This window comes from Bacillus sp. Medicinal_06 (assembly GCF_056711665.1).
Genome location: NZ_JBWYHD010000005.1, coordinates 212,820 through 236,923, shown reverse-complemented (window position 1 = coordinate 236,923; position 24,104 = coordinate 212,820). Strand labels below are relative to the sequence as shown.

At 36.5% G+C, this 24,104-nt stretch carries 25 protein-coding genes and 1 other RNA gene; 23 read left to right on the top strand and 3 right to left on the bottom strand.

The features are described 5' to 3' along the window. The first annotated feature begins 10 nt into the window (after positions 1-10). From bshB1 to AC1M36_RS14050, 14 genes are all read left to right on the top strand, one after another. A complete protein-coding gene (bshB1, locus tag AC1M36_RS14115; RefSeq protein WP_479845970.1) occupies positions 11-715 on the top strand; it encodes a bacillithiol biosynthesis deacetylase BshB1 in 705 nt (234 codons plus the stop codon). Beyond that, complete coding sequence (gene bshA, locus AC1M36_RS14110) at positions 712-1,857, top strand: N-acetyl-alpha-D-glucosaminyl L-malate synthase BshA (RefSeq protein WP_336451788.1); 1,146 nt, start codon at positions 712-714, stop codon at positions 1,855-1,857. The genes bshB1 and bshA overlap by 4 nt, the downstream gene beginning before the upstream one ends. Further along, complete coding sequence (locus AC1M36_RS14105) at positions 1,844-3,037, top strand: CCA tRNA nucleotidyltransferase (RefSeq protein WP_336451789.1); 1,194 nt, start codon at positions 1,844-1,846, stop codon at positions 3,035-3,037. The genes bshA and AC1M36_RS14105 overlap by 14 nt, the downstream gene beginning before the upstream one ends. Further along, positions 3,022-4,002, top strand: a complete 981-nt coding sequence (locus AC1M36_RS14100; protein ID WP_479845969.1) for a biotin--[acetyl-CoA-carboxylase] ligase — start codon at positions 3,022-3,024, stop codon at positions 4,000-4,002. The genes AC1M36_RS14105 and AC1M36_RS14100 overlap by 16 nt, the downstream gene beginning before the upstream one ends. A gap of 381 nt (positions 4,003-4,383) precedes the next feature. After that, positions 4,384-5,220, top strand: a complete 837-nt coding sequence (gene panB, locus AC1M36_RS14095) for a 3-methyl-2-oxobutanoate hydroxymethyltransferase (RefSeq protein WP_336451791.1) — start codon at positions 4,384-4,386, stop codon at positions 5,218-5,220. Beyond that, complete coding sequence (gene panC, locus AC1M36_RS14090) at positions 5,220-6,068, top strand: pantoate--beta-alanine ligase (RefSeq protein WP_336451792.1); 849 nt, start codon at positions 5,220-5,222, stop codon at positions 6,066-6,068. Before panB ends, panC begins: the two co-directional genes overlap by 1 nt. Positions 6,069-6,081: 13 nt before the next feature. Continuing rightward, positions 6,082-6,465, top strand: a complete 384-nt coding sequence (gene panD, locus AC1M36_RS14085) for an aspartate 1-decarboxylase (protein WP_479845968.1) — start codon at positions 6,082-6,084, stop codon at positions 6,463-6,465. 492 nt (positions 6,466-6,957) lie between these two features. Further along, positions 6,958-9,750 carry an ATP-dependent DNA helicase DinG gene (gene dinG / locus AC1M36_RS14080; RefSeq protein ID WP_336451794.1) on the top strand — a complete coding sequence of 931 codons (2,793 nt, stop codon included), beginning with the start codon at positions 6,958-6,960 and terminating at the stop codon, positions 9,748-9,750. Between the two features lie 349 nt (positions 9,751-10,099). Continuing rightward, complete coding sequence (locus AC1M36_RS14075) at positions 10,100-10,270, top strand: YpmA family protein (protein WP_000412180.1); 171 nt, start codon at positions 10,100-10,102, stop codon at positions 10,268-10,270. Positions 10,271-10,277: 7 nt separating this feature from the next. Continuing rightward, positions 10,278-10,754 carry a cell wall elongation regulator TseB-like domain-containing protein gene (locus AC1M36_RS14070; RefSeq protein ID WP_336451795.1) on the top strand — a complete coding sequence of 159 codons (477 nt, stop codon included), beginning with the start codon at positions 10,278-10,280 and terminating at the stop codon, positions 10,752-10,754. Between the two features lie 18 nt (positions 10,755-10,772). Beyond that, entirely contained in the window at positions 10,773-11,960 is a 1,188-nt protein-coding gene (gene aspB, locus AC1M36_RS14065) for an aspartate transaminase AspB (RefSeq protein WP_336451796.1), read from the top strand. 129 nt (positions 11,961-12,089) lie between these two features. Beyond that, positions 12,090-12,797, top strand: a complete 708-nt coding sequence (gene dnaD / locus AC1M36_RS14060) for a DNA replication protein DnaD (protein WP_336451797.1) — start codon at positions 12,090-12,092, stop codon at positions 12,795-12,797. A gap of 15 nt (positions 12,798-12,812) precedes the next feature. Next, a complete protein-coding gene (nth, locus tag AC1M36_RS14055) occupies positions 12,813-13,460 on the top strand; it encodes an endonuclease III (RefSeq protein ID WP_336451798.1) in 648 nt (215 codons plus the stop codon). Positions 13,461-13,463: 3 nt separating this feature from the next. Continuing rightward, on the top strand, positions 13,464-13,982 hold the full coding sequence (locus AC1M36_RS14050; protein WP_336451799.1) for a YpoC family protein: 519 nt from the start codon (positions 13,464-13,466) through the stop codon (positions 13,980-13,982). Positions 13,983-14,004: 22 nt separating this feature from the next. Here AC1M36_RS14050 and AC1M36_RS14045 read toward each other — a convergent pair whose 3' ends face one another. Both AC1M36_RS14045 and recU read right to left on the bottom strand, forming a co-directional pair. Then, entirely contained in the window at positions 14,005-16,692 is a 2,688-nt protein-coding gene (locus tag AC1M36_RS14045; protein WP_479845967.1) for a PBP1A family penicillin-binding protein, read from the bottom strand. Positions 16,693-16,757: 65 nt separating this feature from the next. After that, positions 16,758-17,360, bottom strand: coding sequence for a Holliday junction resolvase RecU (recU, locus tag AC1M36_RS14040; protein WP_336451801.1), 603 nt, complete (start codon positions 17,358-17,360; stop codon positions 16,758-16,760). Between the two features lie 103 nt (positions 17,361-17,463). Here recU and AC1M36_RS14035 point away from each other — a divergent pair, with 103 nt between their 5' ends. The 3 genes from AC1M36_RS14035 (at position 17,464) to AC1M36_RS14025 (ending at position 19,511) form a co-directional block, all read left to right on the top strand. Further along, positions 17,464-18,489 (top strand): DUF2515 domain-containing protein, encoded by a 1,026-nt coding sequence (locus AC1M36_RS14035; protein WP_336451802.1) that lies wholly within the window; start codon positions 17,464-17,466, stop codon positions 18,487-18,489. 419 nt (positions 18,490-18,908) lie between these two features. Further along, positions 18,909-19,151 (top strand): hypothetical protein, encoded by a 243-nt coding sequence (locus tag AC1M36_RS14030; protein WP_208016839.1) that lies wholly within the window; start codon positions 18,909-18,911, stop codon positions 19,149-19,151. A gap of 33 nt (positions 19,152-19,184) precedes the next feature. Next, on the top strand, positions 19,185-19,511 hold the full coding sequence (locus tag AC1M36_RS14025; protein WP_420792342.1) for a YppE family protein: 327 nt from the start codon (positions 19,185-19,187) through the stop codon (positions 19,509-19,511). Between the two features lie 23 nt (positions 19,512-19,534). On the opposite strand, the gene AC1M36_RS14020 is transcribed toward AC1M36_RS14025, so the two are convergent. Then, positions 19,535-19,726: a YppF family protein gene (locus AC1M36_RS14020; RefSeq protein ID WP_207992742.1), complete on the bottom strand. Its 192-nt coding sequence runs from the start codon at positions 19,724-19,726 to the stop codon at positions 19,535-19,537. Positions 19,727-19,902: 176 nt separating this feature from the next. Between AC1M36_RS14020 and AC1M36_RS14015 the strand changes: the two genes are divergently transcribed. The 6 genes from AC1M36_RS14015 to AC1M36_RS13990 all read left to right on the top strand — a co-directional run bounded on the left by AC1M36_RS14015 (position 19,903) and on the right by AC1M36_RS13990 (position 24,070). Then, the gene (locus tag AC1M36_RS14015) at positions 19,903-20,493 is read left to right on the top strand and encodes a YppG family protein (RefSeq protein WP_479845966.1); all 591 of its coding nucleotides are present in this window, start codon (positions 19,903-19,905) and stop codon (positions 20,491-20,493) included. A gap of 150 nt (positions 20,494-20,643) precedes the next feature. After that, positions 20,644-21,228: a CotD family spore coat protein gene (locus AC1M36_RS14010; RefSeq protein WP_479845965.1), complete on the top strand. Its 585-nt coding sequence runs from the start codon at positions 20,644-20,646 to the stop codon at positions 21,226-21,228. A 56-nt stretch (positions 21,229-21,284) separates the two neighbouring features. Further along, positions 21,285-21,839 (top strand): SLOG family protein, encoded by a 555-nt coding sequence (locus tag AC1M36_RS14005; protein ID WP_336451805.1) that lies wholly within the window; start codon positions 21,285-21,287, stop codon positions 21,837-21,839. Positions 21,840-21,936: 97 nt separating this feature from the next. After that, on the top strand, positions 21,937-22,272 hold the full coding sequence (gpsB, locus tag AC1M36_RS14000) for a cell division regulator GpsB (RefSeq protein WP_174099665.1): 336 nt from the start codon (positions 21,937-21,939) through the stop codon (positions 22,270-22,272). Between the two features lie 87 nt (positions 22,273-22,359). Further along, an RNA gene (rnpB, locus tag AC1M36_RS13995) (RNase P RNA component class B) lies at positions 22,360-22,750 on the top strand. A gap of 180 nt (positions 22,751-22,930) precedes the next feature. Continuing rightward, complete coding sequence (locus AC1M36_RS13990; protein WP_336451806.1) at positions 22,931-24,070, top strand: THUMP domain-containing class I SAM-dependent RNA methyltransferase; 1,140 nt, start codon at positions 22,931-22,933, stop codon at positions 24,068-24,070. Positions 24,071-24,104: the final 34 nt, after the last annotated feature.

The window sequence follows — 24,104 nt, the reverse complement described above, 5'->3', positions numbered from 1 at the left end:
GGGAACAACTATGAGTGGATTACATATATTAGCGTTTGGTGCCCATGCCGATGATGTTGAAATCGGCATGGCAGGCACCATTGCCAAATATACGAAACAAGGATATAAAGTCGGCATCTGTGATTTAACAGAAGCTGATCTATCTTCAAATGGAACGGTAGAATTAAGAAAAGAAGAAGCGCAGGAAGCTGCTCGCATTATGGGAGTTGAAAAGCGAATTAATTTAGCGATGCCGGACCGTGGTTTGTATATGAAGGAAGAATATATTCGTGAGATCGTAAAGATTATTCGTACATATAAGCCGGCGCTAATTTTTGCACCCTATTATGAGGATCGTCACCCAGATCATGCAAATTGTGCAAAACTTGTAGAAGAAGCGATATTTTCAGCGGGTATTCGTAAATATATGCCGGAATTTCCGCCACACCGCACGCAATCTTTTTATTATTATATGATTAATGGTTTTCATAAACCGAATTTCTGTATAGATATTAGTGAACAGCTTTCTGAAAAAGTAGCAGCGTTAGAAGCGTATGAAAGTCAGTTTACAACTGGAAGTGATGGTGTGAAGACGCCATTAACAGAAGGATATGTTGAAACAGTAATCGCTCGTGAGAAAATGTTTGGAAAAGAAGTTGGGGTTATGTATGCTGAAGGATTTATGAGTAAGAAGCCAGTTTTATTACATGCTGATTTAATAGGGGGATGTAAATGAAATTGAAAATAGGTATTACATGTTATCCTTCTGTAGGTGGTTCTGGAGTTGTGGGAACGGAACTTGGAAAGCAATTAGCTGAACGAGGACATGAAATTCACTTCATTACCTCTGGAGTTCCATTCCGCTTAAATAAAGTATATCCAAACATTTATTTTCATGAAGTAACGGTAAATCAGTATTCTGTTTTTCAATATCCACCTTACGATTTAGCATTAGCAAGTAAAATGGCAGAGGTTGCACAGAGAGAAAACTTGGATATTTTACATGTGCACTATGCGATACCGCATGCAATTTGTGCATACTTAGCGAAGCAAATGATTGGAGACGATATTAAAATCGTTACGACGTTACATGGAACGGATATCACTGTACTTGGTTCAGATCCTTCACTAAATAATTTAATACGGTTTGGTATTGAGCAATCTGATGTTGTTACAGCTGTATCGCACTCATTAATTCGAGAAACGAATGAGCTTGTAAAACCAAATAAAGAAATTCAGACTGTATATAATTTTATTGATGAGCGTGTCTATTTTAAGAGAGATATGTCCCAACTAAAAAAAGAGTATGGCATACGTGAAGATGAAAAGGTATTAATTCATATTTCGAATTTTCGCAAGGTCAAGCGTGTACAAGATGTTGTCCAGTCATTTGCTAAAATTGTAAAAGAAGTGGGTGCGAAATTATTACTTGTTGGTGATGGACCAGAATTTTGTACAATTTTACAGTTGGTGAAAAGCTTACATATTGAAGAACATGTTTTGTTTTTAGGAAAACAAGATAATGTTGCAGAGCTTCTTGCCATGAGTGACTTAATGTTACTTTTATCAGAAAAAGAAAGTTTTGGTCTTGTTTTACTAGAAGCAATGGCTTGTGGTGTGCCATGCATTGGAACACGGGTTGGGGGCATTCCAGAAGTTATTAAACATGGTGAAACAGGATATATTTGCGAAGTTGGTGATACGCTAGGGATAGCAAAACAAGCGATACAACTGCTTAAGAATAAAGAGCTTCATCGAAATATGGCAGAGCAAGCGATGGAAGCAGTATATGAGCAATTTCGTTCAGAAAATATCGTTTCACAATATGAGGCGATTTATTATGACATACTAAGGGATGACAAAAATGAAACGATTTAAACAAGCAGGAGCAATTATTGAGACATTGAAACAACATGGGCATGAAGCATATTTTGTTGGAGGAAGTGTGCGTGATTTTATTATCAATAGACCAATTGGTGATATTGATATCGCAACATCAGCCCTTCCAGAAGAAGTGATGCATTTATTCCCAAGGCATGTCCCGGTTGGTCTTGAACACGGTACGGTTATTGTTGTCCAAGAAGGCGTTCCGTATGAAGTGACAACATTTCGAACAGAGGGTGATTATGAAGATTTTCGCAGACCAAGTAGTGTTCAGTTTGTTCGTTCATTAAAAGAAGATTTAAAGCGGCGAGACTTTACTATGAATGCGATTGCTATGAATGAAGTGGGAGACATTATTGATTTGTTTGCGGGGCAAGATGCAATTCGTAAACAAGAAATTGTAACAGTAGGAAATGCTGCACATCGATTTCAAGAAGATGCACTACGTATGATGCGTGGTATTCGCTTTGTTAGTACTTTAGGATTCTCTTTAGAGGAACAAACGAAGCGTGCGATTGAAAAGTATGGGCATTTACTGGAACATATAGCGATTGAAAGAATTACAGTTGAGTTTGAAAAGCTATTAACAGGTATATATTGTGTAAAGGGGCTTCAACAACTAGTAGAAACGAAACTATTTACGCACTTACCATATTTACAAATGTCAGAAGAAAGAATTTTAAAAGCCGCGCAATATAACTGGGGTTCTTTTGAAACTGATATCGAGGCATGGGCATTTTTCCTATATTGCATCGGTGAAGAACATCCATCTGTGTTTTTGCGTCAATGGAAATTTTCAAATAAAAAAATAAAAGATATTGTTGCTGTTATATTAGCAATCCGCTCTAGAAAAATAAATTTATGGGATGCAGTTTCTCTATACAAAACAGGTTTACGTACTGCATTAATGGCCGAAAGAGTATATCAAGCCATTATAGAAAAATATGATATGTCTTCTGTAAATCACGTACAGTCATTATTTGATTCACTATCCATTCATAATCGTCAAGAAATGAAAGTAAGCGGTAATGATTTATTAGGTTGGACAGAAAAAACACCAGGACCATGGGTAGCAGAAGTGTTGCAAAAGATTGAGGAAGAAATTTTACAAGAACGATTAGAAAATGAGAAAGCGAAAATAAGGGAGTGGCTACACGGATGCAATCTACTATAAGAAAGCAATTATTACAAGTTTTTTCTGAAGCAGATGGCGAATTTGTATCTGGTCAAACAATTAGCGACAAGCTCGGTTGTTCGAGAACTGCTGTTTGGAAACACATGGAAGATCTTCGGAGCGAAGGATATGAACTTGAAGCAGTACGCCGCTTAGGATACCGAATTGCAAGTAAGCCAGATAAAGTAACGGCAAATGAAATCCAATTAGGGTTACAAACAGAGTTTATAGGAAGAACCGTGTATTTTGAGGAATCTGTTGAATCTACGCAGCATATAGCAGCAAAGCTTGCATATGAAGGGGCGGCGGAAGGAACAATTGTAGTTGCAGAAGAACAAACAGCAGGTCGCGGTCGTTTAAGTAGGAAATGGTATTCACCGAAAGGAACTGGAATTTGGATGAGTATTATTTTACGTCCAGCTATTCCTGTTCACCATGCCCCTCAGCTTACATTATTAGCGGCTGTCAGTATAGCGCAAGCAATTGAGAAATGTACAGGTGTGAATGTTGGGATTAAATGGCCCAATGATATTTTAATTGAAGGAAAAAAGGCTGTCGGCATTTTAACAGAGATGCAAGCTGACCCTGATAAAATTAATGCTGTGATTATAGGGATTGGAATTAATGCAAATCAGAAGCAAGAACATTTTGCTGAGGAGATACAGCAGATTGCAACATCTTTAGCAATTGAATCAGGAAAACCAATTGTTCGAGCGGAACTTATGCAACAGATCTTTTTACAAATGGAAAAGTTGTATCAAGAATATGTAGAGAATGGCTTTTCAGTTATTAAACTTCTATGGGAAAGTTATGCGATAAGCATTGGGAAAGAAATTACAGCTCGAACGATGAAAGACACGATTACAGGTATAGCAAAAGGAATTACAGCAGAGGGTGTACTTATGTTAGAAGACCATAAAGGTCAGATCCATCATATTCATTCTGCTGATATAGAAATTAAGTAAAGAGAAGTTCCTACTTGGGAGCTTCTTTTTATTTGTACAGTGGATGATGCTTGAAATAGAGTTATTAGTGTTATATTCGTTTTTATTTTTAAAATTTCACATACTGTAATAGGATAGAAAATTATTTTTTCGAAAAAATGTAGCAATTTCATTTCTTAGTTTGCTATAATTAGTTCGAATATGGGCAGTATCTGGATGAACTGCACCATTATTTTAAGCAATGAAGAAAAATAATTTGGATTCTGCCTTGATCCAATAACGGACTGGGACAGAGGGATGAATTTTGCCGACTAACACAACCCTTCTGCCCTTTTATGGCCAGAGGGGTTTTTTATATGATTTCGGCCATCTCCTCTCTCCTGAATAAAGGAGGAGTAATTTTTGAAAACGAAAACAGATTTTTTGAAAATGAAAGAGAAAGGTGAGCCGATTACGATGCTTACAGCGTATGATTATCCATCTGCTAAGTTAGCGGAAGAAGCTGAAGTCGATATGATTTTAGTTGGGGATTCTCTTGGAATGGTGGTCCTTGGATATGATTCCACAGTTCCTGTAACAGTAGAGGATATGATACATCATACGAAAGCAGTTCGCCGCGGTGCGAAAGAGACTTTTGTTGTAACAGATATGCCGTTTATGTCTTATCATGTATCACTGTCAGAGACGATGCATAATGCGCGCCGTATTGTACAAGAAAGTGGAGCACATGCAGTGAAAGTGGAAGGCGCAGGTGAAGTGGTATCAATTATTCACTATTTAACGAATGCAGGAATTCCTGTTGTGGCACATCTTGGTTTGACACCTCAATCTGTTGGGGTATTAGGTGGATATAAAGTGCAAGGGAAAGATGCTGAAAGTGCAAAGAAATTATTGGAAGATGCGAAGAAGTGTGAAGAAGCTGGAGCGATAGCAATTGTGTTAGAGTGTGTACCAATGCAGTTAGCAAAGATGGTATCAGATGAGCTAACAGTGCCTACAATTGGAATTGGTGCAGGAAAAGATGTGGATGGTCAAGTACTTGTCTATCATGATTTAATCTCGTATGGAGTAAGCAGAGTTCCAAAATTTGTGAAGCAATATACCTCGGTTCAAGAAGAAATTGTACGTGCGATCGCGCAATATGTTGCTGAAGTAAAAACAGGGCGATTTCCGGAAGAGCAACATTCATTCACAATGAAAGAGGAAGAGTATGTAGCATTATACGGGGGCAAACAGTGATGAAAATTATAACAACAGTACAAGACATGCAACAAATTGCGAGTGAAATCCGCGCAAGTGGGAAAGAAATTGGCTTTGTTCCAACAATGGGGTATTTACATGAAGGGCATGCAACTTTATTGCGACAAGCGAGAAAAGAAAATGAAGTTGTTATTTTAAGTGTATTTGTAAATCCATTACAGTTTGGACCAAATGAAGATTTAGATCGTTACCCAAGGGATATTGATAGAGATGAAAGAGTGGCAAAAGAGGCCGGTGTTGACTACTTATTTTATCCGAGTGTAGAAGAAATGTATCCGGCAGAACAGACAACAAAAGTTGAGGTTGTCAAGCGTACAGATGTATTATGCGGCAAACAACGACCCGTTCATTTTGCTGGTGTTGCCACTGTTTTGATGAAGTTATTCAATATTACAATGCCAACTCGTGCCTACTTTGGTATGAAAGATGCACAACAAGTTGCAGTTATTGAAGGATTTATAAATGACTTTAATATTCCGGTTACAATAGTGCCTGTTGACATTGTAAGAGAAGAGGATGGATTAGCACGAAGCTCTCGAAATGTGTATTTATCAGAAAGAGAACGCGCAGAGGCTCCTCATTTATATCGTAGCTTATGTATAGCGAAGGAACAAATTGAAGCTGGAGAGCGTAATCCGCAAATGATTACAAGTCTTGTGAAAAAATATATCGAGGAAAATACACAGGGCGTTGTTGATTATGCAGATTTATATGCGTATCCAACTTTAAAAGAAATTGAAACAATTGAGGGACGTATTATTCTTGCAATTGCAGTGAAATTTGATCATGCACGTTTAATTGACAATATTACATTAACGGTTAAATAAGGAGGAGTCATCTATGTTTCGCACAATGATGAGAGCAAAGTTACACCGCGCGACTGTAACAGAAGCAAATTTAAATTATGTAGGTAGTATTACAATTGATGAAGATTTAATGGACGCAGTGGAGATTGTAGAAAATGAAAAAGTACAAATTGTAAATAATAATAATGGAGCTCGCTTAGAGACGTATGTAATCAAAGGGGAACGTGGCAGTGGTGTTGTTTGTTTAAATGGTGCAGCTGCAAGGCTTGTACAACCTGGAGACAAAGTTATTATTATTTGTTACGGTCTCGTAGCGGGAGAAGAAGTATATAAACAAATACCAAAAATTGCGGTGTTAGATGATAACAATCAAATTATTGAAATGTTAGGTGCTGAAAAAGCCGGTACGATTTTATAAAATGAAAGCTATCTCATATGAGATAGCTTTTCACTTTATCTTGCTATCACGAGCAGTAAGGCATCTTTCTCAAAATTTATAGAGGCGTGGCAAATAGATAATTGGGAATAATAGCACGTAAAACCCCGTAGAAGGAAGCTTGTCCAATCTGTAGAATGAATTAATAGGGGGTAAATATTATCGAGAAATTGTTAGGTAAATTAATCAACGAAAAATCTATAGGTAAATGACAGGGTTCTAGTGAATAAATTAACAGTGTAAATAAACTGATTGATAGTATAAACTACTAGATACATACGTTTTATCGTTTACAGGAACAAATTAAAGATTCCTTTGTAATTATATACTTGAATGAATAGAAAGGGGCCTTTTTTCCAACACCAGGCTCTTTTATTTTTTGTACATCTTTTCATTAAGATGATATAAAACGTGGTATAGTAACAATATATGAATTTTTGTTGTTTGAAAGGGTAAGAAATTGAGGTGTTACATATGAGTAAGCGTTATGTCGTTGTCGATCTAGAGACGACAGGGAACTCCTGGAAAGATGGGAAGGACAAAATTACACAAATTGCAGCTGTTGTAGTAGAAGACGGAGAGATATTGGAAATTTTTTCGTCTTTTGTTAACCCGAAGAGAGAGATTCCCCCATTTATTACAGAATTAACAGGGATTGATGAAGATCTCGTGAAACAAGCCCCGCTATTTTGCGATGTAGCGCCGATGGTAGCCGAACTATTACATGGTGCTTATTTTGTTGCACATAACGTTCACTTTGATTGGAATTTTTTGAAAGAAGAATTAAAACAGGCTGGATATGGAGAAGTAAACTGCCCAAAAATTGATACGGTTGAATTGGCACAAATTTTATTGCCGACAGCTGATAGCTATAAATTGCGTGATTTAGCAAAAAAACATGAATTGGAACATGATCAACCGCATCGTGCGGATAGCGATGCTCTTGTAACAGCAGAATTATTTTTACAATTTCTAAATCAATTAGAAAAACTACCACTTGTCACATTACAATCTTTATATGAGCTAAGCGATGTATTCCAAAGCGACATAGCGAATATCATTTCAGAAAATATTTTAAATAAAGTGATACTTGGTACAGCAGAGGAAAAGGAATATGAAGTATATCGAAATATTGCGCTTCGAAAGCGAAATTATTCATTAGCAATTGGTGATGATAGTACATCTAAATTTGATGCTTTTTTACATAAATCAATGGAGCAACTTGAGCTGAAGATGCCAACTTTTGAAAAAAGAGAAAGTCAGCAGCAAATGATGAAGGAAATATATACAGCGTTAAGAGATTCGCGTTTTTCATTAATTGAAGCAGGAACAGGTACAGGAAAGACGCTGGCTTATTTGCTTCCAAGTATTTATTTTGCAAAGAAAAAAGAAGAGACGGTTGTGATTAGTACGCAAACCGTACAGCTGCAACAACAAATGATTGAAAACGAAATTCCTTTATTGCAAAGTATATTGCCATTTCCATTCGAAGTTTCCCTCTTAAAAGGAAGAAAACACTACCTTTGCCTACATAAATTTGAATATGCATTGCAAGAAGAGGAGAAGAATTATGATGCTGCGCTTACGAAAGCAAAAATTTTAATATGGTTACTGCAAACGGAGACTGGTGATCGTGACGAGCTGAATATTCCAGAAGGCGGTAAGTTACTGTGGGATCGTATTTGTAGTGATACGTATAGCCCAGGTGCTATGCAAAGTAACTGGTTTAGTCGCTGCTTTTATCAACGAGCAAAAAATAAAGCGTTATTTGCAGATATTGTTATTACAAATCATGCGTTACTATTTCAAGATTTTATTAGTGAAGATCCACTTTTGGCATCTTGTGAATATGTTATTTTTGACGAGGCTCATCATATCGAAGAAACAGCAACTAGGACACTTGGAGAGCAATTTTCATGTATGTACTTCCAATTGATTTTATCGCGATTTGGTACGTTAGAAACGGATGATGTGCTATCAAAGGTGTATGAAATGATGAAAAAGTCTCATCATTCGTCACGCTCAACCTTTCGAATGGTGAGTCATAGGCTGAAGGAAATTAAATTTGATGCCGATGAATTATTTCAAATGTTACGTACATTTATATTCCAACAAACAAAGCAAGAACAAGGGGCAAATAATATGCCACTTATCTATCGATATAAGGCGGACCAAGAGAATGGGAAGCTATGGAGAAGTATAGCCGAGTTAACAAATCGCTTTGTATACGAATTGAGAAAAATACTTACTGCGTTAGAGCAACAGGGTGACTTATTACAAAGTAAAATCGAATGGGAGATGCATGTTGTTACAGGTGAATTTTTGCATCTAATTGAATTATTACGCAAAATGGTCGACTCATTGCAGTTATTTATATTAGAAAAAACAGCATATGTGACATGGATGGAAACAGAAACGAAAGGTACAATCCACTCCACTGTGCTATATGCACAACCTGTCCATATAGGAGAAAGATTTGCGGATGAGTTTTTAGCAAAAAAGCGAAGCGTTATTTTTACTTCGGCGACGCTAACTGTCAATCATACATTTGATTATATGCAGGAACAACTTGGATTACATGACTTTGCACCAGACACATTAACAGTTCCATCGCCGTTTCATTATGAGGAACAAGTAAAGCTAATGGTTCCGACAGATGTTCCTCTTATTAAGCAAGTAAGTGAGGATGTGTATATAAGAGAAATATCACATCATATTAAGAGGATTGCGAAAGCAACAAATGGGCGAATGCTCGTTTTATTTACATCCTATGAGATGTTAAAGGAAACGTATACAAACTTAAAACAAGCGGATGAATTAGAAGGTTTTGTATTACTAACACAAAGTGTTCATAATCGTAGTCGAAGTCGTTTAGTTCGGAAATTTCAAGAGTTTGATAAAGCGATTTTGTTAGGAACAAGTAGTTTCTGGGAAGGGATTGATATTCCTGGCGAGGCACTAAGCTGTCTAGTTATTGTTCGGTTACCATTTACACCGCCTCATCAACCGATGATGGAAGCCAAAAGTGAATGGTTGAAAAAGAACGGAGAAGATGTATTTACGAAGCTAGCACTTCCGCAAGCAATTCTTCGTTTTAAGCAAGGTTTTGGTCGATTAATTCGTACAATGACGGATACTGGAACAGTATTTGTGTTAGATCGTCGTTTAACCAATTCTTTTTATGGAAAAAGATTTATGCAATCTATTCCCAATGTCCCTCTTTATGAAGGAACGTTGGCAGAACTATTGAATCACTTAGAAGAATAAAGTGAAACTTTAATCACTAGGGATTTCTTCATTCCTCGCGTTTATTACTTTTCAGATAGATTTGAGGTAGGTGAAATTACGGCCTGTTAGTACCAGGGAAAAGTGAGTAAGAAAAAATATGCCTGAAGTAGGACATACTTCAGGCATGAAATGTGGGTAGGAGGAAATTTGTTTTTTTCTTACTTCTTGTATACAAATGTTTCAGTTTTGGGTTTGAAACCTTTTTTTGCTGAACATGTCCTGCTATAATAGATGGGTGATGAAGCAGGGGTTGTAAAGAATGTACTCTTATTGTAACCGCATTGCGTTCTTCTATAATTAGAAATTTTTGTGTAACGGAGGAGTTTTCATGGAGAAGAAAATCGAAGTGCTATCAACGACGCGTATTAAATATTCGTCTGATTTATATAAAATTGTTGATAGTTTGAATCGCACTTTAAAAGAACAGGACCTCATGTTCGGGTTGGCATTAGACGAAAACGAAAAAGAAACAGCAGTATTTACGATATATAGAACGTAGTGATACAATGAAAAAGTGGATCTTTGCCATCATTATCGTTATCGTTGCCATTGGATTGTATGGGGTGCATGTTTATAATGCGACAATGGAAAAGAAAATTCCGAAAGAGTCAAAAGTTGTAGAAATTGCAAAAGAAAAAGCAAAGCTTACAAAGGTAAAAAACGTTGAATATTATAACGGAAAATCTTCATATGCAGTCGTACAGGGTGTAGATGAAAAAGGGGAAAAAATCATTGTTTGGGTACCTGAAAAAAAAGGAGATGTTTTAGTAAAGAAACAGAGCGAAGGTATTTCTGAAAAAGATGCTTTGCAAACTGTTGCTAAAGAGCAAAAACCAAAACAATTCCTGAAAGTAAAATTAGGCGCTGAAAACAATGTACCATTATGGGAAGTTACATATATTGATGATGAAAATCGTTATACTTACTACTATCTTGCATTTCAAGATGGTAAGTTTTTGAAGCGATATAGCATTGAAAAATAGATGTAGGGGGAACCACAAATGAAATTAGCAAAGCGAGTAGCTGCCTTAACACCGTCCTCAACTTTAGAAATTACAGCAAAGGCACAAGCATTGAAAGCTGAAGGACATGATGTGATTGGATTAGGAGCAGGGGAACCTGACTTTAATACACCAGAGCATATTATGGATGCCGCACATAAAGCAATGTTAGAAGGACATACGAAATATACACCGACTGGTGGATTAGCAACATTAAAAAAAGAAATTGCGCAGAAATTTACTCGTGATCAAGGATTAGCGTATGATGGGGCTGAAATTATTGTATGTAATGGTGCGAAGCATGCACTTTATACATTGTTCCAAGTGCTACTTGACGAAGGAGATGAAGTTATCATCCCAACTCCTTATTGGGTAAGTTATCCTGAACAAGTAAAACTTGCTGGTGGTAAGCCGGTTTATGTAGAAGGGCTAGAAGACAATCAGTACAAAATTAAGCCAGAGCAGCTACGCGGAGCAATTACAGAGAAAACAAAAGCTGTTATTATTAATTCACCGAGCAATCCAACAGGAATGATTTACAGCAAAGAAGAATTACAGCAGCTTGGAGAAGTATGTTTAGAGCACGACATTTTAATTGTTTCTGATGAAATTTATGAGAAATTGGTTTATGGTGGCGTGGAATATACTTCAATTGCCCAGCTTTCTAATGCATTAAAAGAACAAACACTTATTATTAATGGTGTGTCTAAATCGCATTCTATGACAGGATGGCGTATCGGCTATGCAGCAGGAAATAAGCAGCTTATTAAAGCGATGACGAATTTAGCAAGTCATAGTACGTCAAACCCTACTTCGATTGCTCAATATGGCGCAATTGCTGCGTATGCTGGATCGCAAGAGCCTGTAGAAATGATGCGTCAAGCATTTGAAGAACGATTAAACATTATTTATGATAAATTAATTCAAATTCCTGGTTTCACTTGTATTAAACCACAAGGTGCATTTTATTTATTCCCGAACGTAAAAGAGGCTGTAGCATTAGCTGGATATGAAACAGTTGATGAGTGGGCAAAAGCGTTGCTAGAAGAAGAGAAAGTAGCTCTTGTTCCAGGAACGGGATTCGGCGCACCAAACAATGTTCGCTTATCCTATGCAACATCTCTTGAACAGTTAGAGAAAGCGTTAGAACGAATTAATACGTTTATGAAAAGTAAAGTACAGGCTTAAATTTTTTCCTGTATAGATTACTTTGAATAAATGAAGATGACCTCCCTATCTATAGGGAGGTTTTTTGACGAATTGTGGTAAAAGGAAATCACAGTAGGTGTGTTATACTAGAAAGCGAGGTGTATGGTCATGAAGAAAAAAATGATGTTACAATGGTTTGAACAAGGCAGCATCGCGATTCCAAAATTGCTTATGATGCATTATAAAAAATTAGGTTTAAATGAGATGGAATTTATGGTTGTACTCCATGTGCATACCTTCTTAGAGTCGGGTAATTCTTTTCCAACCCCTTCAGAGATTGCAGAACGAATGACAATAACGGAAATGAAATGTATGGAAATCATTCAAGTGTTAATTCAAAAAGGTTTTTTAGCATTAGAAGGTAGTCAAAAATCTGAAGCGATGATGTGTGAAAGTTATTCATTACAGCCACTTTGGGAAAAAATCTTGTATTTTTTAATGAATGAAACAATAGAGGAAGAAAAAGAAGAACAAAAACAACTTCAAGTAAACTTATATACAATCTTTGAACGGGAATTTGGTAGACCATTATCGCCTTTTGAATGTGAGACATTAGCGATGTGGCAAGATCAGGATCAACATCATCCAAATTTAATTCAAGCAGCTCTTCGAGAATCAGTAATGAGTGGAAAACTTAATTTTCGATATATTGATCGGATTCTCTTTGAGTGGAAAAAGAATGGAATTAAGACGGTTGATCAAGCGCAAGATCAAGGACGTAAATTTAGAGCAAATCAACAACGCCCGCAGCAAGTAACAAAACAAGAGACAAAATATACAGGGAAAGTGCCCTTTTATAATTGGCTTGAGCAGTAATATAGGAGGAAAAGTATGTTAAACAAGACACAAATTCGTTATTGCCTAGATACAATGGCAGACATGTATCCAGAAGCACATTGTGAATTAAATCATGATAATCCATTTGAACTTGTAATTGCAGTTGCGTTATCTGCACAATGTACAGATGTCCTTGTAAATAAAGTAACGAAAAGTTTATTTCAAAAATATAAGACACCCGAAGATTATTTAAATGTGTCTTTAGAAGAATTACAACAAGATATTCGTTCAATTGGGTTATACCGAAACAAAGCGAAAAATATTCAAAAATTATGCCGGATGTTACTTGAGGATTATAATGGGGAAGTACCACAAGATCGTGATGAACTAACAAAACTACCAGGAGTCGGTAGAAAAACTGCAAATGTAGTTGTTTCTGTAGCATTTGGTATCCCAGCTATCGCTGTGGATACACATGTAGAACGAGTAAGTAAGCGCTTGGCTATTTGCCGTTGGAAAGATTCAGTCCTAGAAGTAGAAAAAACGTTAATGAGGAAAGTACCGGAAGAGGAGTGGGGAGTTACACATCACCGTATGATTTTCTTCGGACGTTATCATTGTAAAGCGCAGCGGCCGCAATGTGAAGAATGTCGGTTACTAGAAGTGTGCCGTGAAGGGAAGAAGAGAATGAAGGGGAAGTAAAAAATGGAACAAGTTGTACAAATACCGGATGAGTTTCAATGCTCTCCTTTTTTTGGACGTAATATAAGTAAAGTGACATATGATACAGATCTATCTTTTGAAAAATTGCTAGAAAGTATTTATTTTTTATTTGATATAGAAAAGCGTTATGAACCATGGAGCAAAATCGAAAAAACGATTCCAGCAGTCTTGAATGTATGGAAAGTGAAGAAAGAGGATATTTCTATACTTTTTCGGAATCGAAAGCGAAAAGAAGCAAGAGAACCAATGATTCGCTTTGCAGCTCATTTATTATCGATTTTATATTGGTTAAATGGACAACCTGTGCCAGGGTTAAAGAATATGAAGGATAAGGTTGATGAGCTACAGATCAAACCAATTAACTTTATAGAACGTTACTCATTTATTACAGAGCAACCCAATCATTATCATTCCTATATTCAATTGGAACAGTTGTATGTAGAAATAGAAAAGCTGTATGCAAAAAAAATAATCCAAAAAAAGAAGTCACCATCTCTTTAGAGAAAGGTGACTTCTTTTTTTATTAGTGTGTTGGATTGCCCTCTGGTATTGGATTAACCTCTCCGCCATCATTTGTTGGTTCGTCCGGTTTGTCTGGTTTATCCGGTTTATCTGGTTTATCTGGTTTATCTGGTTTGTTAGCTTCTTCAGCCTTCTTAGCTTCTTCAGCTTTCTTAGCTTCTTCAGCTTTCTTAGCCTCTTCAGCTTTCTTAGCTTCTTCAGCCTTCTTAGCTTCTTCAGCTTTCTTAGCTTCTTCAGCCTTCTTAGCTTCTTCAGCCTTCTTAGCTTCTTCAGCCTTCTTAGCTTCTTCAGCCTTCTTAGCTTCTTCAGCCTTCTTAGCTTCTTCAGCCTTCTTAGCTTCTTCAGCCTTCTTAGCTTCTTCCTCAGCTTTCTTCTTAGCTTCTTCGCTCTCACCAGGAACAGTGAAAGATACCCCAGCTGCATCGCTTGTGCCGGTTCCTTTTTTTGCTACTACTGAGAAGCTGTAAGTTACACCTGGTTTTACGCCACTTAGTGAAGCGCTTGTACCGCTTACGGATAGGCCGCCGCTAGAGCCGTCGTTAGCTTTATAGCTTGCAGAATAAGACGTAGCATCTGAAGGGCCAGACCAGCTTAGCGTAATAGTGTTAGACGCTGCATCATAAGAAGGTGTTACACCAGTTGGTGGATCAACTTTGATTTGTTTAACAGCATCCTTTTTCGCACCCTTCACATAGAGTTCTTCATTTAAACGTTCTACAGAAGAAGGTTGCTCAAAACGAGATTTATCTGTAGCAAATTTACTCATCATTTCTTTGAAAATATGTTGTGCAATTCGAACTGATGATGATTTATCTGCAATGTAATTTTCTTCAGAGTCTTTTTCATATCCTGTCCATACTGACATTGTATATTGTGGTGAATAACCAGCAAACCAACTGTCCCTATTGGCGCTTTCTGGAATATTATATTTTTTTAATACACTTGCATCATAGTTCTGCGTTCCTGTTTTACCAGCAACATCTATTCCTGATACATAAGCAGTTGGACCTGTACCACCAGCACCTGGTTTTACAACATCACGAAGAACGTCAGTAATCATATATGCTGTGTAGTCTTTCATTACTCGTTTTTCTTTTGGTTTAAAGATTTTCTCTTTACCATCAGGAAAAACAACTTTTGTCACAAAATGTGGTTTGTTATAAACGCCATTATTTCCAAAAGCAGCATATGCACCAGCAACTTGTAAAGGAGTAGCATCATTACTACCAATCGCGTTAGATTCTACTGCTTTTCCTTCACGGAATGTCATTCCAAGTCCTTCAGCAAATTCTTGTGATTTATCTAAACCGACTGCTTGTGCTGTTTTTAAAGCAGGAATGTTAAGTGATTTTTTCAATGCTTCACGTAAAGAAACATCACCTTTATAGCTGTTTGTTGCATTTCGAATTTTTTTACCATTAGAATACGTATATTCTGAGTCATTTAATTGATGATAGGTTGACCATTGCATATATTCAATAGCAGGGCCGTAGTCAAAGATTGGTTTCATAGTCGAACCTACTTGTCGTTGCATATCAACAACCATATTATGCCCTTTAAATGTTGTTTTGCTTTCTTTACGCCCAGCACCAATTGCACGAACCTCGCCAGAATGGGTATCCATGAATACGAAAGCGCCTTGGAAGCGATCGTTTGGATAATCAATAATATCTCCATCTAGTAATTGTTCTGCATAGTCCTGTGCTTTTGGATCAAGATTAGTATAAATTTGTAAACCATCAGATCCGATATTTACATCCGGCATTTCTTTTTCAATTTCTTTTACAACTGCATCTAAGTAGGCTGGATAAGGCATTTCAGTGACTTCTTTAGATGGAAGAAGTCCTTCAGTTACAGGGATTTTTATCGCTTCATCCATTTCTTGTTTTGAAATAAAGCCATGTCGATTCATTAACGTTAATACAATGTTACGACGGTTTGTTGCTCGGTCAATATTTTCTTTTTTTGTTGGGTCATAAATGTTTGGACCTTGAGGTAATCCAGCAAGCATCGCTGCTTCGTGTAATTTTAAATCTTTTAAGTCTTTCCCGTAATAGTTTTGTGCTGCTGTTGCGACCCCATAAGAACGATTACCGAGGTTGATTTTGTTCAAGTACATTTCTAAAATTTCATGCTTGGAATATTGTTGCTCTAATTTATAAGCTAAATACCATTCCTGTACTTTACGTTTTGATGTTTTTTCCATTGTTAGAAAATAGTTTTTAATGACCTGTTGGGTAATTGTACTACCACCTTGAGAACCAAAACCACCAGTGACATTTTCAAGAATTGCTTTTCCAGTACGTTTAAAGTCGATTCCATTATGTTGATAGAATCGAGCATCTTCTGTCGCTAGGAATGCACTTTCAACCACTTTTGGAACTTGATCGTAAGTGATATTTGTTCGCTTTTCGGCACCATATTCATAAAAGAAGTTCTTGTCTTTATCATAAAATTTAGTTGATAGTGGATTGACAAGTTTTGCTTTATCTAGCTTTGGAGCATCTTTTACCATTACAAAAAAAGCGGAAACTCCAGCTATAAGACCAACAATGCCAAGAAGGAGACAACCAATTAAAAATTTCTTAAAAAAGGAGCCTTTTTTCTTTGGTTTCTCCGTTTGTTTTTTTTCTTGTTGTTGATGTTGTGCATGTTTTCGTTCTGTACGAGAACGATAATTTTCTGACATTATACTTTCTCCTACCTTTCATTTTCTCCCCAAAAGTCGAAAAAAGAGCCTTATTGTTGACTCTATCACGAAAAATAAGCCATGTCTAGTACACGAATATAATCAATTCGGGGGTGATAACCGCATGATAACAAGTATCCGTGCTCTTCGATTTCTTGTTTTTTAATCGATTTGCGTCCACCAGCATCTTGACGATTCCAAAATGAAATGACATGTTTTGCATCGAGTAAATAAAATTCATCATAAAGCGTAAATTTAATAATAACAAATGCAATTCCATTATGAGCTATTACTTGTTCCATATGCTTAATTTGATGAAGATGGAAATTTTGCAGCGGAAAACTTGTTTTATTTTTTGTTTCTTTCGCTTCGAAGTCAATGTATTTTCCTTTGTATACACCGTTGTAGTCTGTTGTAGAAGGCTGCTTAAAATAAGCTTCTCTCACAACTGCAGCACTTCGAGCAGGGTAATCCACTTTTACAATTTGAAGAGGGGTGGGTTTTTTATGTACGCATGCGATATTATGGGTTAAATAATATTGATTTGTTTCATTTAGCTCCTCTTCAAGAGACATACCTCTATTACCATAAGTATGTTTTTTAAATTGTGTTTTTTGAGGTTGTAATGCTTGATTATACCTTTTTCCGTTTGGATAACGAATGGTCATAGTTTGTCCACTCCAACTTACCTAGAATTACTTACAAAGGTGATTATATCAAAAAAAGCAAAAAAGATGCGATTTTTTTCAAGAGAGATGTGGTGATTCAAGTATGCTTATGCAGAATGAGTATGAGAAAATAAATAGAGAGCGCAGAGGGGGGGGATGTACAAAAGAAGAGAAGCGCTTAATAGCGCATATTAAACAACAAACAGCTCTAGCGAACATAGATAATATTTCACGTACATATACGTATCAAGAATATTACTTGAGAAATAAAGAAATCAGGTGGTCATTTTTGGCGAGTATGGTTTCGAGAAATTCTGGGTGGAATATGACAGATTTAGCAGGGAAATATTATCAAAATGTTTTATCTGAAAGAATAAGACAGCAACTCTTTCTTACGTATGAAAGTGCAAATTGGCTTATTTTTTCAGATGCATATCCACAATTATTGTTATACGAATACAGTAAAAAAACGGCTAGACCTCTTTTTCATTTATTACAGTTTTTTAACGTATCTATTTTTATGGAGAAGGAATGGAAAGATTTTTGGAATAAAAGAGATCGCACACGTCTTATTACAGCACTTATTATTAATGAACAAAATAAGATTCAAAAACCGATTATTGAACACCCATATTTTCAAAAACATGTATTTCAAACCTTACTGTTTAAATTTCAAGAATTCTTTCACTTTAATGCTGTAATTTTCCCGACAACAAAAGGTAACCTATATGGTTTTTCGGTTTATCAATTTGAAAAGCTACAAAAACGTATAGAACTCGGGAAAAATTTAGCATGGTTATTATTTCATCCTGACTATGAAGCGTTATTTTATGATTTTTCTTTGCGAACATTCCCTACAGGATCAAGAGTGGATTACGAGCAGTATTTTACAATTCCAAAAGAGAAAGATACACCGCGGTTAAGAGAGGCTTTTTCAATTGTGCTACATCAAAATAGCTTGGAGAAAGATTGGTTTCATCAAAAAATGGATATTGAGGCGTTGTTTTTGTTTCAGGAACCAAAGGAAGAAGTTGAGATTACGGAATGGTTTCTACAAAAACAACATCAAGTACATATTTTGTCTACATTGAATCGCTTTTTTCAAAGGAGTAATGACTTCATGATATAATAAGAAAAGTCCCGCTCTTTTATAGGGAGGCGGGACTAATTGATTACATGAAAAATTAAGGGAGCTAGGTGGAAGATAAACTGCCCATAAAAGTTTGATTGGTGAGGTCTAATAATCAGCTGAGGATGAAGTCCTCAACTGATTAAAGTTTCACTTTATGTAGCAGGAAAGTTCGGGCCATCTAGCTTCGGATTCCCGGTTTCAGGTTTAGTTTGTTGTTTGTTTTGTTTTTTCTTCTTCTCATTTTTATTTTTAGCCATGGTAAACACCTCCCTTTTGTATTGTTACCATTTCTATAAAACTCATACAAACCGATTTCTTTGCCGAATATCAACTAGTTTTGTCAGTCGTGCAGGAGTGATAAGTGAATCGTCGAAATAACATGACAAAGGAAAAGCAAAGAAGGAGGCGTTTTATAAATGGCGATGGTTCAGAAGGAAAACGTAATGAAAAAAATGGATCAAATGTTAAGTGCTCTTGATTTGCTGGAAATGAATGTTTCACTTAGAGTTAATCATTCTTTAAAAGACAAACGTGAAGATATATGTAATAGAGGAGAAGTAACAGAAATGCACATTCAACACATGGAGGATAAATTATTGCATCATGAAGAAAAAGGAAGTTGGCTCCAAACGTTTCAAAACGTCATTGTGAGCGCATAAGAGGGTGGAAATAAATTGGGTTATGGAACATTAATGCAGTCTTCAATAAAATTAATACAGTACAATGATGAAACAATTATAAAAAAAAGAGAAGAAAAAGAATTTGATTTTTATCAAGATATGAAACCTTTTGTTGATATGGTTGATCAGGAGTTAGATGTGTGGAAAGAATTAGCTTATCAATGGATAAAACATGAGAAACCTAAGTATATACATGTACAACAAATTGACCAAGTATATGAAAATTTACAAAATAATGCACTGCAATGTTTTGTAAATAAGGGAAAAGGTAAGCGGTTTTATGAAACACATCAGGCGATTTTATATACGTTGCAAAATATAGTAGAACAATGTAAGTGACAAGAGGGGAAACCCTCTTGTTTTTATGATTCTACAGTTGTATGTGTGGGTTTCGCCCCATTTATTTCTAGTTCACGTATTAATACTCGATATTCTGAGATGCAGATTTTCCCTTCTAAATAGTGATGTCTAGCAAAATCAAGCAATTCATTCATATCCTTTGTAGAGTACCCCTTTTTTTGAGCGAAAGCTTGTTTTAAATCCCCTAATATCATGTTGATTCCTCCCCCATGAGAATCTTCTTCTCTACTATGGTAACATGAAAAGGCTTACTTTCTTATTTTTTTAAAAATTTAAACTTCCGACAAAAACAGACATTTATAAGGTTACACATTTTATTTTATAGGTACATATTCTATATGTAGAAACTTAGTTAGAGGAGGGAGAATACATGTTTCAACAACCAAATGGATATACACAGCCAAATGGATATACACAGCCAAATGGATATACACAGTCAAATGGATATACACAGCCAAATGGATATACACAGTCAAATGGATATACACAGCCAAATGGATATACACAGTCAAATGGATATACACAGCCAAATGGATACACACAACCAAATGCTTATCAATATAATGAGGATACATATTTACGTTATAATATGTATCCATTCGCTCCTTATTACGGAGATCAAATGAATTATTATCAGCCATTTGAAGTATCCTTTATGAATCAGCAACCACAGTCTTATATGAATCAACAATCTTATGTACCGCAGCAACCACAACCCCTTATGAATCAGCCGTCAATGTTTTACCCACCCAAGCAGCCTTTTCAACCATATCCAACGATGAACAAACAAAAACAACAACAACAGCCAAGTCAATTTTCTAGTTTCGTATCTCAATTTAAGACGGCAGATGGCAACTATGATGTGAATAAAATGATGAATACAGCTGGCCAAATGATGAATGCAATGAATCAGGTAACTGGGATTGTAAAACAAGTGGGAGGCTTTTTTGCTAAAGGATGATAGTTGTGTGTCCAAGTTATCGTATGTGAACAGCTATTGTATAGACAAATTTCCATTAAATAAATGGGTATATATAACAAGCGGCTTTTATTCCTTTTTCATATTGTAAAGTGTAGTCAGATTTTTTTTATGAGAGAGGAGAGAAAAACTATGCATCATTGTCATCCTTGTTTTGGAAGGCATAAGCCTACAGGACCTATTTGTACAACGCCTCCTGTCGTTCATCCAACAAAGCAGTGTGTAACACACACTTTTTCTACAACGGTGGTACCGCATATTCATCCAACTCATACAACACACGTTCATCATCAACAAGTTAAAAATCAACATTTCTTCCCGCAAACAAATTCAAATGTGAATGTTGTAGACCCCGTTGCTCCAGGATTCGGCGGAGTTGGTGGATTCGGTGGACCTGGCGGAGTTGGCGGATTCGGTGGACCTGGCGGAGTTGGTGGATTCGGCGGACCTGGCGGAGTTGGTGGATTCGGTGGACCTGGCGGAGTTGGTGGATTCGGTGGACCTGGCGGAGTTGGCGGATTCGGTGGACCTGGCGGGTTCGGAGGAGGTTGCGGGCCATGTGGTCACGGGCATCAAGTATCTCCGTTCGGACCAGGACCAAATGCAGGACCACAAGTATCCCCATTCGGACCAGGACCAAATGCCGGACCAAATGTATCTCCATTCGGACCAGGACCAAATGCCGGACCAAATGTCGGTGGAATGTTTAAAAAGTAAATGTTATGTTAGAACTAGCAAAATGCTAGTTCTTTTCTTTTTATTGGAGTGTTGATATGAAAGTTGTTGCAGTAACAGGATATAAACCATTTGAACTTGGAATTTTTAAAAATGATCATCCAGGTGTTGTATGTATAAAAAAAGCAGTGCGCCGTAAATTACTCGCTTTTATAGAGGAAGGATTAGAATGGGTCATAATAAGTGGGCAGTTAGGAGTAGAGTTATGGGCAGCTGAAGTTGTCTTTGACTTGCAGCTAGAATATCCTAATTTAAAGCTTGCTGTGTTCACACCGTTTTTAGAACAAGAGGAAAATTGGAAAGAAGGAAATCAAGAACTATATGAATTTATTCTAGACCAAGCAGACCATGTTGATAGTATTACAAAAAGAAAATATGAAAGTCCGGAGCAGTTTCGATTAAAAAATCAATTTTTTATTGAAAAAAGTGATGCGCTTTTGGCAGTATATGATGAAGAAAAACCAGGGAGTCCTAAATATATGGTAGAAGTAGCAAAGAAAAAAGGGGAAATAGAAAATTATCACAGTTATTTCATTCTTTTTTCTGATTTACAAGATATAATAGAAGAGGAACAGTGGAATAATGCAGAGTAATATGTAATATAGATCACGTATATATGATTGACAAAAGGCATTGTTTCTGAAAAAATTTAGTTAATGAAAGTTTTGGTAAAAATTTGAGGTGAAGAAAATGATTTCGGACAAAATTAAATTAACAGCGAAAGACATTTTGGAAAAAGAATTTAAGACAGGTATGAGAGGTTATCAACAAGAGGAAGTAGATAAGTTCCTTGATATGATTATTAAGGATTATGAAGCATTTCATAAGGAACTTGAGCAATTACAACAACAAAATGCTCGTTTGAAACGTGAATTAGAAGAACAGAAATTAGTGAAAGCACAAGTTCCGCAGCAACCAGCTCCAACACCAGTTGCACAACCTGTATACAACAATACGAATACGGATATTTTAAAACGTTTATCTAATCTAGAAAAAGCTGTATTTGGAAGTAAGTTATACGAGTAATCTAAGGATAGAAAAAGATTGAAGCATTTTACATATAAAAAAGCATTGCAAAATCTTTTTGTTTCCACTATACTAATGTTTGTCATAACGTTTGGGTAATCGCTGCAACGCCAACGTTGTAGAGGAAAGTCCATGCTCGCACAACCTGAGATGGTTGTAGTGTTCGTGCCTAGCCAATTCATAAGCTAGGGTATTCTGGCTGTAAAGCTGGATTAACGGCAGGGAAAAAACCTAAGTCCTTCTGGATATGGTTTGACTACCTTTAAAGTGCCACAGTGACGAAGTCCTTGAAGAAATGATAGGAGTGGAACGAGGTAAACCCCACGAGCGAGAAACCCAAATAATGGTAGGGGAATCTTTTCCAAGGAAATGAACGATGGAAAAGGACGGGCATTTTGCCCTGTAGATAGATGATTGCCACCGGAGTACGAGGCGTGGGCCGTTTGCAGTACAAAGGAACAGAACATGGCTTACAGAACGTTATGAACCAATTATGTAATGACTCAGCTCTCCTTTGTAAGAGGAGGGCTTTTTATTTGTATGAAGTGATAACTTGTGAGTTAAAATGATTAATAAGAGAATTCTTCGTAATATTTCATAATTAATAGATAGAAAAACTATTAATTATTGTTTGATTATACATAAGAGGTGAATGCAAATGGGAAAAGTTACTTTAATTGCAACAGCAGCAATGGGAATCGAAGCTTTAGTTGCAAGAGAAGTTCGCGATCTTGGTTATGAGTGCCAAGTAGAAAACGGAAAAGTAACGTTTGAAGCGGATGCAAAGGCAATTTGTCGTACGAATTTATGGTTACGTACTGCGGATCGTGTAAAAATTAAAGTTGGTGAATTTAAGGCAACGACATTTGATGAGTTATTTGAAAAGACAAAGGCGCTAAATTGGGGAGACTATATTCCTGAAAATGGTGAGTTTCCTGTTATCGGAAAATCAATAAAATCAACATTATTTAGTGTGCCAGATTGTCAACGTATTGTAAAAAAGGCTGTTGTTGAAAAATTAAAATCAACGTATAAGCGTACAACTTGGTTTGAAGAAAACGGTCCTTTATTCCGCATTGAGATTGCAATGTTAAAGGATATTGCAACATTAACAATTGATGCGAGTGGCGTTGGGCTTCATAAACGTGGATACCGTGTGGATCAAGGGGAAGCACCTTTGAAAGAAACACTAGCTGCATCGTTAATTAAACTTACAAATTGGAAGCCAGATCGTCCGTTTGTTGATCCGTTTTGTGGTTCGGGAACAATTCCAATTGAAGCGGCACTAATTGGGCAGAATATTGCTCCTGGTTTTAACCGTGAGTTTGCATCTGATGAATGGGGCTGGATTGGTAAAGAAAATTGGCGTGAAGCTCGTCAGGAAGTAGAAGATTTAGCAAATTATGATCAGCCACTACAAATTATCGGATCAGATATTGATCACCGCATGATAAGAGTTGCGCAAGATAATGCGGATGAAGTTGGACTAGGGGATTTAATTTCATTTAAACAAATGCAAGTAAAAGATTTCACAACAAAAGAGGAATATGGTTATGTTGTAACGAATCCTCCATACGGAGAACGTTTAAGTGAAAAAGCGCTTGTTGAAAAATTATATAAAGAAATGGGCGAAGTATTCCGTCCATTAGATACATGGTCTCTTTATTTATTAACAAGCTATGAAGCATTTGAAAAATGTTACGGAAAAGAAGCATCGAAAAAGCGTAAACTATTTAACGGCTTTATTCGTACGGATTATTATCAGTACTTTGGGAAGCGTCCACCTCGCAATTCATAGTATAAAACCTCTTTCCTGCGCATATACTGGCTAT

Bases quoted from the DNA above. Each gene is read 5' to 3' on its own strand.
- bshB1 (WP_479845970.1), top strand. From the start codon at position 11: ATGAGTGGATTACATATATTAGCGTTTGGTGCCCATGCCGATGATGTT.
- bshA (WP_336451788.1), top strand. From the start codon at position 712: ATGAAATTGAAAATAGGTATTACATGTTATCCTTCTGTAGGTGGTTCT.
- AC1M36_RS14105 (WP_336451789.1), top strand. From the start codon at position 1,844: ATGAAACGATTTAAACAAGCAGGAGCAATTATTGAGACATTGAAACAA.
- AC1M36_RS14100 (WP_479845969.1), top strand. From the start codon at position 3,022: ATGCAATCTACTATAAGAAAGCAATTATTACAAGTTTTTTCTGAAGCA.
- panC (WP_336451792.1), top strand. From the start codon at position 5,220: ATGAAAATTATAACAACAGTACAAGACATGCAACAAATTGCGAGTGAA.
- panD (WP_479845968.1), top strand. From the start codon at position 6,082: ATGTTTCGCACAATGATGAGAGCAAAGTTACACCGCGCGACTGTAACA.
- dinG (WP_336451794.1), top strand. From the start codon at position 6,958: ATGAGTAAGCGTTATGTCGTTGTCGATCTAGAGACGACAGGGAACTCC.
- AC1M36_RS14075 (WP_000412180.1), top strand. From the start codon at position 10,100: ATGGAGAAGAAAATCGAAGTGCTATCAACGACGCGTATTAAATATTCG.
- AC1M36_RS14070 (WP_336451795.1), top strand. From the start codon at position 10,278: ATGAAAAAGTGGATCTTTGCCATCATTATCGTTATCGTTGCCATTGGA.
- aspB (WP_336451796.1), top strand. From the start codon at position 10,773: ATGAAATTAGCAAAGCGAGTAGCTGCCTTAACACCGTCCTCAACTTTA.
- dnaD (WP_336451797.1), top strand. From the start codon at position 12,090: ATGAAGAAAAAAATGATGTTACAATGGTTTGAACAAGGCAGCATCGCG.
- nth (WP_336451798.1), top strand. From the start codon at position 12,813: ATGTTAAACAAGACACAAATTCGTTATTGCCTAGATACAATGGCAGAC.
- AC1M36_RS14050 (WP_336451799.1), top strand. From the start codon at position 13,464: ATGGAACAAGTTGTACAAATACCGGATGAGTTTCAATGCTCTCCTTTT.
- AC1M36_RS14045 (WP_479845967.1), bottom strand. From the start codon at position 16,692: ATGTCAGAAAATTATCGTTCTCGTACAGAACGAAAACATGCACAACAT.
- recU (WP_336451801.1), bottom strand. From the start codon at position 17,360: ATGACCATTCGTTATCCAAACGGAAAAAGGTATAATCAAGCATTACAA.
- AC1M36_RS14035 (WP_336451802.1), top strand. From the start codon at position 17,464: ATGCTTATGCAGAATGAGTATGAGAAAATAAATAGAGAGCGCAGAGGG.
- AC1M36_RS14030 (WP_208016839.1), top strand. From the start codon at position 18,909: ATGGCGATGGTTCAGAAGGAAAACGTAATGAAAAAAATGGATCAAATG.
- AC1M36_RS14025 (WP_420792342.1), top strand. From the start codon at position 19,185: ATGCAGTCTTCAATAAAATTAATACAGTACAATGATGAAACAATTATA.
- AC1M36_RS14020 (WP_207992742.1), bottom strand. From the start codon at position 19,726: ATGATATTAGGGGATTTAAAACAAGCTTTCGCTCAAAAAAAGGGGTAC.
- AC1M36_RS14015 (WP_479845966.1), top strand. From the start codon at position 19,903: ATGTTTCAACAACCAAATGGATATACACAGCCAAATGGATATACACAG.
- AC1M36_RS14010 (WP_479845965.1), top strand. From the start codon at position 20,644: ATGCATCATTGTCATCCTTGTTTTGGAAGGCATAAGCCTACAGGACCT.
- AC1M36_RS14005 (WP_336451805.1), top strand. From the start codon at position 21,285: ATGAAAGTTGTTGCAGTAACAGGATATAAACCATTTGAACTTGGAATT.
- gpsB (WP_174099665.1), top strand. From the start codon at position 21,937: ATGATTTCGGACAAAATTAAATTAACAGCGAAAGACATTTTGGAAAAA.
- AC1M36_RS13990 (WP_336451806.1), top strand. From the start codon at position 22,931: ATGGGAAAAGTTACTTTAATTGCAACAGCAGCAATGGGAATCGAAGCT.